The organism is Cryobacterium sp. CG_9.6 (assembly GCF_029893365.1).
Taxonomy (GTDB): domain Bacteria; phylum Actinomycetota; class Actinomycetes; order Actinomycetales; family Microbacteriaceae; genus Cryobacterium.
In genome coordinates this window covers 2315028-2328486 of the sequence record NZ_JARXUZ010000001.1, presented here as the reverse complement: position 1 = coordinate 2328486, position 13459 = coordinate 2315028, and the positions used below count along the sequence as shown (strand labels likewise).

Annotated in this window: 11 protein-coding genes and 2 tRNA genes; 11 read left to right on the top strand and 2 right to left on the bottom strand. The window is 63.4% G+C overall.

The genetic code is table 11. From position 1 onward, the window contains the following. Nucleotides 1-48 precede the first annotated feature (48 nt). The 5 genes from H4V99_RS10735 (at nucleotide 49) to H4V99_RS10715 (ending at nucleotide 5392) form a co-directional block, all read left to right on the top strand. Complete coding sequence (locus H4V99_RS10735; RefSeq protein WP_280678126.1) at nucleotides 49-678, top strand: DsbA family protein; 630 nt, start codon at nucleotides 49-51, stop codon at nucleotides 676-678. Between the two features lie 12 nt (nucleotides 679-690). Next, entirely contained in the window at nucleotides 691-1179 is a 489-nt protein-coding gene (locus tag H4V99_RS10730) for a ribose-5-phosphate isomerase (RefSeq protein ID WP_280678123.1), read from the top strand. A 2-nt stretch (nucleotides 1180-1181) separates the two neighbouring features. After that, on the top strand, nucleotides 1182-2192 hold the full coding sequence (locus H4V99_RS10725; RefSeq protein ID WP_280678121.1) for a DNA-formamidopyrimidine glycosylase family protein: 1011 nt from the start codon (nucleotides 1182-1184) through the stop codon (nucleotides 2190-2192). A gap of 11 nt (nucleotides 2193-2203) precedes the next feature. Continuing rightward, nucleotides 2204-3754, top strand: coding sequence for an amidohydrolase family protein (locus H4V99_RS10720; RefSeq protein WP_280678118.1), 1551 nt, complete (start codon nucleotides 2204-2206; stop codon nucleotides 3752-3754). 84 nt (nucleotides 3755-3838) lie between these two features. After that, nucleotides 3839-5392, top strand: coding sequence for a multicopper oxidase domain-containing protein (locus H4V99_RS10715; protein WP_280678116.1), 1554 nt, complete (start codon nucleotides 3839-3841; stop codon nucleotides 5390-5392). A 73-nt stretch (nucleotides 5393-5465) separates the two neighbouring features. Here H4V99_RS10715 and H4V99_RS10710 read toward each other — a convergent pair. Further along, nucleotides 5466-5539 (bottom strand) — tRNA-Gly (locus H4V99_RS10710). A gap of 170 nt (nucleotides 5540-5709) precedes the next feature. On the opposite strand from H4V99_RS10710, the gene H4V99_RS10705 reads away from it, so the two are divergent. From H4V99_RS10705 to H4V99_RS10680, 6 genes are all read left to right on the top strand, one after another. Beyond that, nucleotides 5710-5784 (top strand) — tRNA-Pro (locus H4V99_RS10705). 43 nt (nucleotides 5785-5827) lie between these two features. Then, a complete protein-coding gene (gene tig, locus H4V99_RS10700) occupies nucleotides 5828-7183 on the top strand; it encodes a trigger factor (protein ID WP_280678114.1) in 1356 nt (451 codons plus the stop codon). Nucleotides 7184-7351: 168 nt separating this feature from the next. Beyond that, nucleotides 7352-7948: an ATP-dependent Clp protease proteolytic subunit gene (locus H4V99_RS10695; protein WP_280678112.1), complete on the top strand. Its 597-nt coding sequence runs from the start codon at nucleotides 7352-7354 to the stop codon at nucleotides 7946-7948. Between the two features lie 26 nt (nucleotides 7949-7974). Further along, nucleotides 7975-8673, top strand: a complete 699-nt coding sequence (locus H4V99_RS10690; RefSeq protein WP_280678110.1) for an ATP-dependent Clp protease proteolytic subunit — start codon at nucleotides 7975-7977, stop codon at nucleotides 8671-8673. 144 nt (nucleotides 8674-8817) lie between these two features. Continuing rightward, complete coding sequence (gene clpX, locus H4V99_RS10685) at nucleotides 8818-10098, top strand: ATP-dependent Clp protease ATP-binding subunit ClpX (RefSeq protein WP_280678108.1); 1281 nt, start codon at nucleotides 8818-8820, stop codon at nucleotides 10096-10098. 25 nt (nucleotides 10099-10123) lie between these two features. Next, nucleotides 10124-11317: a benzoate/H(+) symporter BenE family transporter gene (locus H4V99_RS10680; protein WP_280678105.1), complete on the top strand. Its 1194-nt coding sequence runs from the start codon at nucleotides 10124-10126 to the stop codon at nucleotides 11315-11317. On the opposite strand, the gene H4V99_RS10675 is transcribed toward H4V99_RS10680, so the two are convergent. Continuing rightward, complete coding sequence (locus H4V99_RS10675; protein ID WP_280678103.1) at nucleotides 11310-13361, bottom strand: M3 family metallopeptidase; 2052 nt, start codon at nucleotides 13359-13361, stop codon at nucleotides 11310-11312. The genes H4V99_RS10680 and H4V99_RS10675 overlap by 8 nt on opposite strands. Nucleotides 13362-13459: the final 98 nt, after the last annotated feature.

Sequence of the window (13459 nt, the reverse complement as noted above, 5' to 3'; positions counted from 1 at the left end):
GAGAAACCTCAAGCGGAGACGTTCAGGGAGCGTGGCTAGGGTGGACATATGTCTGATTCTGTGAAGTTCTGGTTTGATCCCTCCTGCCCCTGGGCCTGGATGACCTCCCGTTGGGTCGATGAGGTCGCTAGGCTTCGCGAATTCGACGTGGAGTGGAGGGTGATGAGTCTTGCCGTCCTCAACGAGAACAACGATGTGAGCGATGAGTATCGCGCTTTCCTGCCTCGGGCACTGCGCTACACGCGCCTCGTTCAGGCGGCCCAGGAGCTGCATGGAGCGGCAATCGTGAAGCCCCTCTATGACGCTCTCGGTACCGAGATCCACCTGGGTTCCAACACCGACTCCGACGAGGTCATCTCTCTGGCGCTGGCCGCCGTGGGGCTGCCCGCCGAGTTTGCTGCCCACGCCGACAGCGATGAGTTTGATGCTCAAATGCGTGCCAGCCACTTCGATGGCATCAATCGTGTGGGCCAGGACGTGGGAACCCCCGTCATCGCCATCAACGACGTGGCCTTCTTCGGTCCCGTCATCTCTCCCGCACCCATGGGGGATCAGGCCCTCGCCCTGTGGGACGGTGTAGTTGCCTTGGCCAGTTATGACGGCTTCTTCGAGCTGAAGCGCAGCCGCACGCGGGACCCCATCTTCGACGTGTCGGACACCATGATCGCCACCGCTTAATAGACTGCACCTATGCGCATTCACATCGCCACGGACCACGCCGGTCTCGACCTCAGCCATCACCTCATCCGGCACCTGCGTGGCCTCGGCCACGAGGTCATCGATCACGGACCCACGTCGTACGACTCGCTCGACGACTACCCTGCCTTCTGTATCAACGCGGCTGCGGCCGTCGTCGCCGATCGTAACGCGGGAATCGAGGCGCTGGGCGTGGTCTTTGGTGGTTCCGGTAACGGGGAGCAGATGGCCGCCAACAAGGTGACGGGTGCGCGCGCGGCCCTCGTCTGGAACCTCAGTACCGCCAAGGTTGCCCGCGAGCACAACGATGCCAACGTCATCTCCATCGGTGCGCGCGAGCACACCATCGAGGAAGCCACGGGCTTCATTGACGCATTTATTGCCGAACCCTTTTCCGACGAGGAGCGCCACGCCCGGCGTATCGCTCAGCTGGGGGAGTACGAGACCACCGGTGACATTGCCGGTAAGGAGATTGTTCACTAACCGTGCCCGAGGGTCATTCCGTTCATCGCATCACGCGACAGTTTTATCGTAATTTTCTGGGCCAGACTGTGCGGTTCTCGTCGCCGCAGGGTCGCTTTGCGGAGGGTGCCGCCGTGCTGGACGGGCGAACCTTGACGGATGCCCGTGCCATTGGCAAGCAGATGTTCCTCGAGTTTGATCACGAGCTGTGGCTCCGCGTCCACCTCGGTCTGTACGGCGCGTGGGACTTCACGGGCGACCTGCTCCTGGATGCCACCATCGCGTCGGCCAATGGGCGCATGGGGCAGACAAACCAGCGCGGCACAAAGCTTGCTGCGGACGCCGCGACGCTCGAGGGTGTGGTCCTCGACAGTGCGGGAGAAAATTCCCTCAGCAGCATTGGAGCGCCGCGTCGCACCCGCATGCGCATGTCCGAGGAGGAGAAGGAACTCAACCACCTGCAGACATTCCCCCTCGAGCCGGTAGGGCAGGTTCGCGTGCGCATGCTCACCGATACCGTGTGCGCCGACCTGCGCGGCCCCACTGCTTGTGAAGTTCTGGATGCTGCGCAGGTGGCGGTGTCTATGGCGAGACTCGGTCCGGACCCGGAACTCGAAAACACCCCGGAGGCCGAGGAACGCTTCCGAAGCGTCGTTCGCAAGAAGCCGACCAGCATTGGCAAGTTGCTCATGGACCAGTCTGTGGTGAGCGGTATCGGCAACGTCTACCGGGCAGAGATCCTCTTTCGTGCGGGTATCAACCCGCACACCCCGGGCAAAGAGCTGAGCGACGAGGCGGTGCGGGCGCTTTGGCAGGATTGGGCTTACCTCCTGCACATTGGTGTGAAGACCGGCCAGATGATGACCAGGGACGACCTCACCGGCGCCGACTACGCTCGTGCGATGCGGCGCCGGGTCGACCGGCACTGGGTGTACAAGCGTGAAGGCCTGCCCTGCCGCGTCTGCGGATTTCACATCGTGATCGAAGAAATGAGCGCTCGCAAGCTGTACTGGTGCCCACAGTGTCAAGCATGAACCAGCCAGGCATGAACGTGCCAATCGTAAACCAGCCCGATCCCTCTCAAGCAGGCCCCTCGCTGCTGCTGCGCAATGCCCGACTGCCGGGCGGTGACGACGTGGTCGATGTGGAGATTGTGGACGGCGGCATCCGTCGTATCGGCCCACGCCAGCCAGGACATGGAGCCGAGACCGCAGTTGACCTCGGCGGACGCTGGCTCATTCCCGGCCTGTGGGACAACCATGTGCACTTCAGTCAGTGGACCCAGACCACTCGTCGCCTCGACGTGTCGGCAGCGGGCAGTGCGACCGACGCAGCCGCACTCGTGGCCGCGCGGGCGCAGCACACCCAACCGGGTGAGGTGATCGTGGGCTTTGGGTTTCGCGATGGCCTGTGGCCCGATGCGCCCACCCGCCACGTGCTTGACGCGGCTTCCGCCGGGTTCTCGGTGGTTCTGGTCAGCGGTGACCTGCACAGCTGTTGGCTGAACTCGGCCGCGCTCGCCGCGCACGGTTTTGCCGCCCACCCCACGGGACTCCTGAGCGAAACGGATGCCTTCACGGTTGTGGGTGGCCTCAACACCGTTGCCGATAGCGTGCTCGATGGCTGGGCCCTCGACGCCGCTCACCAGGCGGCCCGCCGCGGAGTCGTGGGGATCGTCGACATGGAGATGACCTGGAATCTCGACGTGTGGCAGCGTCGCATGCGCTCCGGCGCCAACCTGCTTCGCGTGGAATTCTCGCTGTATAGCGAGCACCTCGATCGTGCCCTCGAACTCGGGCTGCGTTCCGGAGACTCAATCACCGACACCGGGGGACTGCTCACGGTGGGCCCATTCAAAGTGATCACGGACGGCTCCCTCAACACCCGCACCGCGCTCTGCTTCGATGAATATCCGGGGATGGAGAGCGAGCCGCTCTCCCACGGTGTACAGAACGTGCCGGCCCACGAGCTGCAGACACGCCTGCGCCGGGCCGTAACGGCGGGCATCCGACCGGCCGTCCACGCCATCGGCGACCGCGCCAACCGTCTCGCCCTCGACGCCTTCGAACAGCTCGCTGCCGAGGGCCTTCCCTCCCACGGCAGCATCGAGCACGCCCAGCTACTCACTCCCACCGACGTGGCCCGGTTCGCCCGACTCGGCGTTGTGGCCAGCGTCCAGCCCGAGCATGCCCTCGACGATCGCGATGTTACCGACCGGTACTGGGTCGGCCGCACCGACCGCGCCTTTGTGCTCGGCGACCTGCTCGCTGCGGGTGCCACGCTCGCCTTCGGTTCCGACGCCCCCGTCGCTCCGCTGGACCCCTGGGTCACCATGGCGGCTGCCGTGGGACGCACCAAAGATGGCCGTGAACCGTGGAACCCCGAGCAGGCGGTGTCCAGACAGGCCGCGCTCGCCGCATCCGCTCGAGGACGCCACCGCATCACCGTGGGCGAGGTCGCCGACCTGGCTGTGTGCGAGATCGACCCACTCGTGGCTTCCCTGTCCGACCTGAGACGGATGCCGGTGGCCGCCACTCTCATCGCCGGCCGCTTCACGCACAACACTCTTTCAACGGCAGGCCAGCTCCCTTCCTAACCCCGCACCATTCAGCATGACCAAGACAAGAACGCCCGTGATTACATGACCGTGCTCTCCTCATCCACGCGACACACCTCGACCATGCGTAGACCCCGCGCCACGCGCCTCACGGTGGGTGTTGCGGCCCTGGCGGCCCTCGCCCTCGGGCTCGCCGGTTGCTCCGGTGATCAGGGTGCCGGTGTGATCAACACGGTCGACAGCGTGGATTTCGCCACTCCTCTGCTGATTCCACCACTGGCTACCTCCACCGTGGACGCGGAGGGAACACGGTCCTTTGATCTCACAGCGCAGAGCGGGACAACCGAGTTCACGCCCGGCGTCGAGACCGAGACGTGGGGCTACAACCAGAACAACCTCGGCCCAACCCTCGTGATGGAGCGCGGCGAGCACGTGCAGGTGAACGTGACCAACGACCTACCGGAAGCTACCACCGTGCACTGGCACGGAATGCACCTTCCCGCACGAATGGACGGCGGCCCGCATCAGCTCGTGGACCCCGGCGCGAGCTGGAGTCCCGACTGGACCATCACGCAGCCGGCCTCGACCCTCTGGTATCACCCGCATGCGAGCGGGCAGACCGAACATCAGGTGGAAAAGGGCCTCGCGGGCATGATCATCCTGCACGACGATGCCGAGCGGGCTCTGGCGCTACCCAGCACATATGGGGTGGACGATATCCCGGTGATGGTGCAGGACCGCCGATTCGACAAGAACGGTGAAATGGTCACCGACGTGCGCGGCTACATCGGGCCCATCGGCGACCAGGTTCTGGTGAACGGAACCGTGGGTCCGTTCCTCGACGTGACAACGGATGTGGTGCGCCTCCGTCTGCTCAATGCCTCCTCCTCCCGGGTCTACAACTTCGGGTTCAGCGACGATCGTTCCTTTGACCTGATCGGTACCGACGGGGGCCTGTTGCAAGCTCCCGCACCGATGACCGGCATCCGTTTGTCGCCGGGTGAACGCGCAGAAGTGCTGGTCAGCATGGTGGCGGGCGAAACAGTGACCCTGCGCTCCACGCCGCCGGAGCTGGGTCTGTCGAGCTCGGTCAACGAGCAGAATGCCGGGGCGGACACCCTCGACGTGCTGGAGTTGCGAGCCGCCGACACGCTCGCGACAGAGGGAACCCAGCCGGAGTCGCTGGTGCCCATGGAGGCGCTCCTGGCCACGGACGCGAGCCAGAAACGATCCTTTGTTCTCAACGGCTACAACATCAACAACAAGCTCATGGACATGGGGCGCATCGACGAAACCGTGGAGGCGGGCGCCACCGAGGTGTGGACCGTGGAGAACACCATGCCCATGCCGCACAATTTTCACGTGCACGGCGTGCAGTTCCAGGTGCTCCGCGTCGGCCGTACGTCGCCGCCGCCGGAGCTGGCAGGTTGGAAAGACACCATTTATCTCGAGCCCGGTACGCGGTATGAACTCATCATGGAGTTCGGCCCCGACACCGATCCCGATTTCCCCTATATGTATCACTGCCACCTGCTGGCCCACGAAGATGCCGGAATGATGGGGCAGTTCGTTGTGGTGAAGCCGGGTGAATCGGCGGGCACGCCTCCGGCCGACCCGAGTGTGCAAGCCCGCACCGGGAGTGGCCCCCGAACCCTGGCGGGCGAGCACTCGCACTGACCGCTGGTCCCGCCGCACGCTGGAAGAAGCCTGGGAGAAACAGAAAAACCCCGGCGGACCGGGGCTGCTGCTGTGGAGGGGATGACGGGAATCGAACCCGCGCCATCAGTTTGGAAAACTGAGGCTCTACCATTGAGCTACATCCCCAAGCCCGTTTGTTGGGCACTCGAATATCGTAGTACAGGAAACAGGGCAGCGCGTGCCAGTTCGGGCACCTGATGCCGAAACGCGTGCATTAGACTGACGGAGGTCAATCCACCGGTCGTTGCTGCTGCACACGTCTCGGTGCTTGTCCCACACGGGTTGCCTACACAATCCGGGGCGTAGCTCAGTTTGGTCAGAGTGTCCGGTTTGGGGCCGGAAAGTCGCAGGTTCGAATCCTGTCGCCCCGACATTATCCGCAGCACACCGTTTCAATACACAGGAGAGTCCCGAGTGAAGTCCACGGTCGAAAAACTGAGCCCCACGCGCGCGAAGCTCACCATCTCGGTGAGCCCCGACGAGCTGAAGCCAGCCATCACCCACGCCTACGGGCACATTGCCGAGGACATCAACATCCCCGGTTTCCGCAAGGGCAAGGTTCCGCCGCCCATCATCGACCAGCGTGTCGGTAAGTCGGCCGTGCTGGAGCACGCCGTCAACGAGGGTCTCGACGGTTTCTACCGCGCGGCTGTCGAGGAGCACAAGCTTCGCCCGCTCGGTCGCCCCGAAGCAGACATCGTCGAATGGCCGAGCGACAAGGACTTCTCCGGAGATCTGCTCCTCGCCATTGAGGTTGACGTTCGTCCCGAAATCGAGATCCCCTCGTACAAGGGCCTGAAGCTCACCGTCGACGCCGTTGAGGTTAACGACGACGAGGTCGTCGAAGAACTCGACAAGCTCCGCAGCCGCTTTGGCACCCTCATCACCGTTGAGCGCCCGGCCAAGATCGGCGACTTCGCGCAGATCGACCTGGTTGCCGCCATTGACGGTGTCGAGGTCGACACCGCAGCCGGCATCTCCTACGAGGTTGGCTCCGGAGACCTCATCGACGGCATCGACGAGGCACTTGACTCGCTCAGCGCCGGCGAGACCACCACCTTCAACTCCGACCTGATGGGTGGAGACCACGAGGGCGAGACCGCCGAGATTACCATCACGGTCATCGCCGTCAAGGAGCGCGAGCTTCCGGCCGCTGACGACGACTTCGCGCAGATCGCCAGCGAGTTCGACACCATCGCCGAGCTCACCGAGAGCCTCAAGACCCAGGTCGAACGCTCCAAGGTGTTCGGCCAGGGCGGCCAGGCGCGCGAGCGTCTGATCGAGACCCTCCTCGCGTCCGTTGAGGTTCCCCTGCCGGCCGCGATCATCGAGGACGAGGTGCACCGTCACCTCGAGGGCGAGAGCCGCCTCGAAGACGCAACCCACCGCGCCGAGGTCACCGAAGCCAGCGAGAAGACGTTCCGTCAGCAGATCCTGCTCGACACGATCGCCGAGGCCGAGCAGGTCAAGGTGAGCCAGGACGAGCTCACGCAGTACCTCATCCAGGGCGCCAGCCAGTACGGCATGGACCCGAGTGAGTTCGTGCAGACGCTCAACACCAACGGTCAGATCCCGTCGATGGTGGCCGAGGTTGCCCGCAACAAGGCGCTCGCCATTGCTCTGGGTCAGGCCGAGGTTGTTGACTCCAACGGCAAGCCCGTTGACCTCGCCGAGTTCACCGCGCCGGTTATCGGTGGCACCGATGAGGCCGAGACAGCGGATGCCGACGCCGAGGCCGTAGACGCCCCCGCCGAGGACGCCGCCAAGTAACACGCACCTCCCGCAGTATGAGGGCCGGATGTCTCACGACATCCGGCCCTTTTGTGCGCGAAGCGGGCGGGGGAGGAACATGTGCAATCTGCCGAGGGCGAACACGGCCATTTTGACGTTCCTGCTCCGATACATTTATGAGGAAGCGACAACGAAACGGAGCACGATATGGCCGACCCGACACCCAACACCGGTGTTTTTGACCGCCTGCTGAAGGACCGCATCATCTGGCTCGGATCAGAGGTTCGGGACGAGAATGCCAACGAGATCTGTGCCAAGATCTTGCTGCTGGCAGCTGAGGACTCGAAGCGCGACATCTTCCTCTACATCAACTCTCCCGGTGGTTCCATCACCGCCGGTATGGCAATCTACGACACCATGCAGTTCGTCCCGAACGACATCGTGACCGTGGGTATCGGAATGGCCGCCTCCATGGGACAGTTCCTGCTGACCAGCGGTACCAAGGGCAAGCGCTACATCACCCCGAACGCTCGCGTGCTTTTGCACCAGCCGTCCGGTGGATTCGGTGGAACCGCAGCCGACATCCAGACTCAGGCCCGGCTGATCCTCGACATGAAGCAGCGTTTGTCGGAGATCACGGCCGCCCAGACCGGTAAGACCCCCGAGCAGATCAATGCCGATGGTGACCGCGACAACTGGTTCAGTGCTCAGGAAGCCGTTGACTACGGTTTCGTCGACCACCTCCGCGCATCCGCTTCGGATGTCACCGGCGGCGGCGGCACGGACCCTCTCGTAACCGCGTAGCCCACCGAAGGAACAGGAAAGTAATCATGAGTATCCCCACATTCGGTGGAACGGCCTACAGCTCGATGGGTGGTTCGACCAAGCACATGGCAAACAACGGCGCGCCCGAGTCCCGCTACATCCTTCCCACGTTCGAGGAGCGCACGGCCTACGGCTACAAGCGCCAGGACCCGTACGCCAAGCTCTTCGAGGACCGCATCATCTTCCTCGGCGTTCAGGTTGACGACGCATCGGCCGACGACGTCATGGCCCAGCTCCTCGTTCTGGAGAGCCAGGACCCTGACCGCGACATCACCATGTACATCAACTCTCCCGGTGGCTCGTTCACCGCTATGACGGCGATTTACGACACCATGCAGTACATCCGTCCGCACGTGATGACGGTGTGCCTGGGTCAGGCGGCGTCCGCCGCTGCCGTGCTGCTCGCTGGTGGAACCGCCGGCAAGCGTCTGGCACTGCCCAACGCTCGAATCCTCATTCACCAGCCCTCGGTTGGTGGCCAGGGTGGCGGCCAGGCGTCGGACATCGAGATTCAGGCCGCAGAGATCCTGCGCATGCGCGTGTGGCTCGAAGAGACCCTGTCTCACCACTCGAACCGCTCCGTTGAGCAGGTCAACAAGGACATCGACCGCGACAAAATCATGAGCGCAGCGGATGCCCTGGAGTACGGTCTGATCGACCAGGTACTCACCAGCCGCAAGAACCTTCCCATGCTGGTGAAGTAACTCCACCACATCAAAATGGGCACTCTGTGCCGACGGCGCGTCACCTGTAGAGGTGACGCGCCGTTTCGTATGACGCCACTGTGCGCAAGTGTCGCAGGCACCGACTAGGCTCGTTTTAGTGATACCAATGGAGGAGGCTGACCGATGGCCCGAATAGGCGAAAGTGCCGACCTGCTCAAGTGTTCCTTCTGCGGAAAGAGCCAAAAGCAGGTTCAGCAGCTCATAGCGGGCCCCGGCGTGTACATTTGCGACGAGTGTGTCGAACTGTGCAACGAAATTATTGAGGAACGCCTCGCCGAAGCGGGTGCCGAAGAGGGCACCAGTGAATTCGACCTTCCCAAGCCCAAAGAGATCTTCGGTTTCCTTGAGGAGTACGTTATTGGTCAGGAGCCCGCCAAGCGTGCCCTCGCCGTTGCGGTGTATAACCACTACAAGCGGGTTCGTGCGCGCGCCACACTCACCGCAGCTGACGCCATTCACGATGACGTGGAAATAGCCAAGTCAAACATTCTGCTCATCGGGCCCACCGGGTGCGGCAAAACCTACCTGGCGCAGACCCTTGCCAAAAAGCTCAACGTTCCCTTCGCCGTGGCCGACGCCACCGCCCTCACCGAGGCCGGGTATGTCGGTGAAGACGTGGAAAACATTTTGTTGAAGCTAATCCAGGCCGCAGACTACGACGTTAAGCGTGCCGAGACCGGCATCATCTATATCGACGAGATCGACAAGATTGCCCGGAAGGCCGAAAATCCGTCCATCACCCGCGACGTGTCGGGCGAGGGAGTGCAACAGGCTCTCCTCAAGATTCTCGAAGGAACAGTGGCGTCTGTGCCCCCGCAGGGTGGTCGTAAGCACCCGCACCAGGAGTTCATTCAGGTGGACACCACGAACGTGCTGTTCATCGTGGCCGGCGCCTTTGCCGGGCTTGAAGACATCATCTCGTCACGAGCGGGAAAGAAGGGCATTGGTTTCGGTGCCCCCCTGCACATCAAGGGTGACGACATCAACCTCTTCAGCGAGGTGCTGCCCGAAGACCTGCACAAGTTCGGCCTGATCCCGGAGTTCATCGGGCGTCTTCCCGTGGTCACGACCGTCACCCAGCTCGATCAGGTGGCACTCATGCAGATTCTCACCGTGCCCAAGAACGCGCTTGTGCGTCAGTACCAGCGCATGTTCCAACTGGACGGCGTTGAACTGGAATTCGAACAGCCGGCACTCGAGGCCATTGCGGACCTCGCCGTGCTCCGCAAGACCGGTGCTCGTGGCCTGCGCGCCATCATGGAAGAAGTGCTCGGCCCGATCATGTTCGAGGTGCCGTCCAGCGAAGACGTGGCGCGGGTCATTGTCACCCGCGACGCGGTGCTCAACAACGCGGCACCCATCATGGTGCTGCACTCGGCACTCCGTGAGGACAAGTCCGCCTAGGCTCCCGAGTCCACAGCCGGTGCACATGATGCGAGGCCTACTGCAGCCGGTATCGACCGGCATCGTTGCGGCGGTCACCGGGTTCGCAAGTTCGTTCGTGCTCGTGATCGCTGGCCTGCGCGCGGTCGGGGCGAGTGAGGCGCAAGCGGCTTCCGGCCTGCTGATGCTCTGCCTGCTGGTGGGGCTCACCTGCATCGTGTTGCCCTGGTACTTCCGCATGCCCATCTCGTTTGCCTGGTCAACGCCGGGTGCAGCTCTCCTCGTAGCCGCCGGTGCCAGCACCGATGACTTCGGGGCTACCGCCGGCGCGTTCATGGTGTGCGGGGCGCTGATCGTGCTGTGTGGTCTCTGGCCGGCACTCGGACGGGCGATCACGAGCATCCCCAAGCCGCTGGCCGGGGCGATGCTGGCCGGAATCCTGTTTCCGATCTGTCTTGCCCCGATCACCGCATCGATCGAACAACCCCTGCTGGCGATCCCGGTCATTCTGGTGTGGCTGGTGCTGTTTCGGCTCGCCCCACGCTGGGCTGTTCCGGCAGCAATGGTGACGGCAGCCATCGGTCTGGGCCTGACATCGGGTACCGACTGGCTCACGACTCCGGTCGCATCCCCGGCCCTCATTTTCACCGGTCCCGTGTTCGATCCGCTGGTGATCGTGAGTCTGGGACTGCCACTGTTCATCGTGACCATGGCCGGGCAGAACGTTCCGGGTTTTGCGGTGCTGTCAACGTTCGGCTATCACCCGCCGCCGCGCCCCATTCTCGTGGGCTCCGGCATCGCCACTGTGCTCGGAGCGGTCTTCGGAGCTCACAGCATCAACCTCGCGGCCATCACGGCCGCGCTCATGGCCAGCCCGGATGCCCACCCGGACACGGCAAAACGGTGGATTGCCACGGTCTCCTCCGGGTTCACCTATCTTGTCTTGGGCCTTGCCGCCGGACTCGCGACCGCGCTGGTGGCAGCGTCCCCACCGGTGGTGATCATTGCGGTCGCCGGTCTGGCATTCCTCGGTGCGCTGGTGACCAGCATCACCAGCGCACTCGAGGATCCCCAGCACCGCATCAGCGCCATCGTCACGCTGCTCGTGACCGTCTCTGGTGTGAGTATCGGAGGAATAGGCTCCGCGTTCTGGGGCCTGGTAATTGGCGGAGCCATGATGCTCTGGTTAGGCGAAGGCCGCACCAAAGCCCGCCGCACCAAAGCCCGCCGGGTTAGTTGAGCCCGCGACGCTCGAGGAGCGGCTCGATCCGCGCCGGCCGGCCACGCCAGTTCACGTATGCCTCCAGAGGATCCATGCTGCCGCCGACGCCGAGAAGACGGCTGCGGAAGCGGTCACCGTTGTCGCGCGTGAGCCCGCCATTCTGCGTGAACCATTCCACCGTGTCCGCATCGAGCACCTCGCTCCAAATGTAGGAGTAGTACCCGGCATCGTAACCGCCGGAAAAGGTGTGGGCAAAGTAGGTGCTGGCATACCGCGTGGGCACCACCGGGTTGTCCAAACCCACCGCGGCCAGGGCCGACGCTTCGAACTCCGCAACGTCTGTGACAGCAGCATCAGCGTCGATGAGGTGCCAGGCCTGGTCAAGAAGCGCTGCTGCCAGGTACTCGCTGGTTGCGAATCCCTCATTGAACGTGGCGGAAGCCTGAATGCGGTCAACAAGTTGCTGCGGCATGGCCTCCCCGGTCTCGTAGTGACGGGCGAAGTTCGCGAGAACCTCCGGCCACAGCATCCACATCTCGTTCACCTGACTGGGGAACTCCACAAAGTCCCGGTATACGTTGGTGCCGGCAAATTTGGGGTACGTGACCTGCGCGAAAAGCCCGTGCAGAGCGTGCCCGAATTCGTGGAACAGCGTGACAACCTGGTCGAAGCTCAACAGGGTGGCCTGACCTACGGCGGGCTTAGCCACATTCAGGTTGTTACACACCACCGTGGGGGTACCGAGCAGGCTCGACTGCGACACGAGCGGGTTCATCCACGCTCCGCCGCGCTTCGAATCGCGCGTATAGAAGTCGCCAATGTAGAGGCCAACGGGAGAACCGTCCTCATTCGCTACCTCGAAAACTCGCGACTCCGCATGCCAGCCGCTGAGATCTGGCCGTTCGGTGAACGTGATGCCGTAGAGCTTTTCGGCGGCAAAGAACACCCCGTCCCGCAGCACCGTCTCCAGCTCGAAGTACGGCCGCATCGCGGCCGTATCCACGTCGAACTTCTGCTGGCGCACCTTTTCGGTGTAGAAGGCCCAGTCGTGAGCCGCGATGGTGAAGGGGGCAGCACCGTCATTCACGAGCGTCTGCAGGTCGGCCTGCTCCAGGCGAGCGTTGCGCGCGGCGGCCGGTGCCAGGCGACCGAGCATGTCGGCAATGGCGTCGGGCGTCTTTGCCGTCTCGTCGGCCGTAACATAGGCGGCATGGCTGGCAAAGCCCAGGAGGCGGGCTCGCTCGGCCCGGACGTGCGTGATCTCGATCACCAGGGCACGGTTGTCATGGGGGCCACCGCGGATGCCTCTGGCCCGCGAGGCGGTCAGCAGACGCTCGCGCAGGTGCCGGTTGGTGAGGTCCGCCAGGTAGGGGTGCGACGTGGGCAGCACGAGCGTGAGCAGATACTTTCCCTCCAGACCCCGTTCGGCCGCGGCCGCCGCCGCGGCAGAAATCTCTCCGGCGGCGAGACCATCCAACTCCTCGAGGGTGTCCACGACAACGGCAAGATCGTTCGTGTCGGCCAGGAGATTCTTCTCGAACCGGGTGGTGAGCGTCGAGAGTCGTTTGTTGTACTCGCGCAGCACCTCCTTATCCGTTTCGGAGAGTCCGGCACCAGCCAGCGTGAATTCGGTGAAGTACCGCTCCACGAGGTACTGGGCTTCAGCACTGAGCCCCTGATCTCCATCACGTCCCTGCTCGTGCAGGGTGGTGATGCGCGCGTAGAGCGCGGGGTTCAGCCGGATGGCATCCCCGTGCGCGGCAAGCAGCGGCGCCAGTTCCTCTTCGAGAGCGTTGGTAAAGTCAGTCGAATCCGACGAACTCTTGTTGAAGAACACCGTGGCGACTCGGTTCAACACTGCTCCGCTGCGCTCCAGCGGAATCATCGTGTTCTCAAACGTCACCGGATCCCGATCGGCAGTGATCGCGTCAATTTCACCGAGCTGCTGGGTGATGCCGCGGTCAAAAGCGGGGCGGTAGTGTGCGTCGGTGATATCCCGGAACGGGGGCAGCTGGTAGGGGAGCGTGGACACGGTGAAGAAGGGATTTACTGAATCAACCATGATTCCACCCTAGTTGGGTCGTTCCGCTCTAGGCTCTGCGTATGGCCCACCCTGACTTTGCTGCCGGTCCGGAGTTTGACGACCCGGAGGTGGCACCC